This is a genomic window from Streptomyces rubellus (assembly GCF_036323805.1).
Classification (GTDB): Bacteria; Actinomycetota; Actinomycetes; order Streptomycetales; family Streptomycetaceae; genus Streptomyces.
Genome location: NZ_JAZDCX010000087.1, coordinates 1 through 350 on the forward strand (window position 1 = coordinate 1; position 350 = coordinate 350).

Sequence of the window (350 nt, forward strand, 5' to 3'; positions counted from 1 at the left end):
GCAGCGGCCGGAGCGGTAGGAGCGGCCGGGCGGAAGATCCACGCCTGGCTGACGGCCGGCGGCCCGGCCGTACCCGAGCCCGTCCGCCGGGAGGGCCCGCCGGGGCCGCCCGACGGGTACGAGCCGTCGGGCGGCCGGCTGGTGCTCCACCGTGCCGCCGCGAAGACCCCGTTCGCGCTGAGCGCGGCGTTCGGGCGGTTGCTGGACGCGTACAGCGCTCACGGCAGGCGGGACGAGACGGTCTGGAAGACGGGGGTCCATCTGTGGCCGGCCGTGCTGCCCGCCCACCGCGAACTGCTCGCCCTGCACCTCCAGCCCACCTTCGCCGCGGCGGCCGACCAGGACCGGCT

The 350-nt window shown here is 77.7% G+C and carries 1 protein-coding gene; it reads left to right on the forward strand.

Annotated features, from left to right (window positions below; translation table 11 throughout):
- Positions 1-350, forward strand: a 350-nt coding sequence (locus V1L54_RS29370; RefSeq protein ID WP_330121200.1) for a hypothetical protein, incomplete at both ends; no start/stop codon positions are given.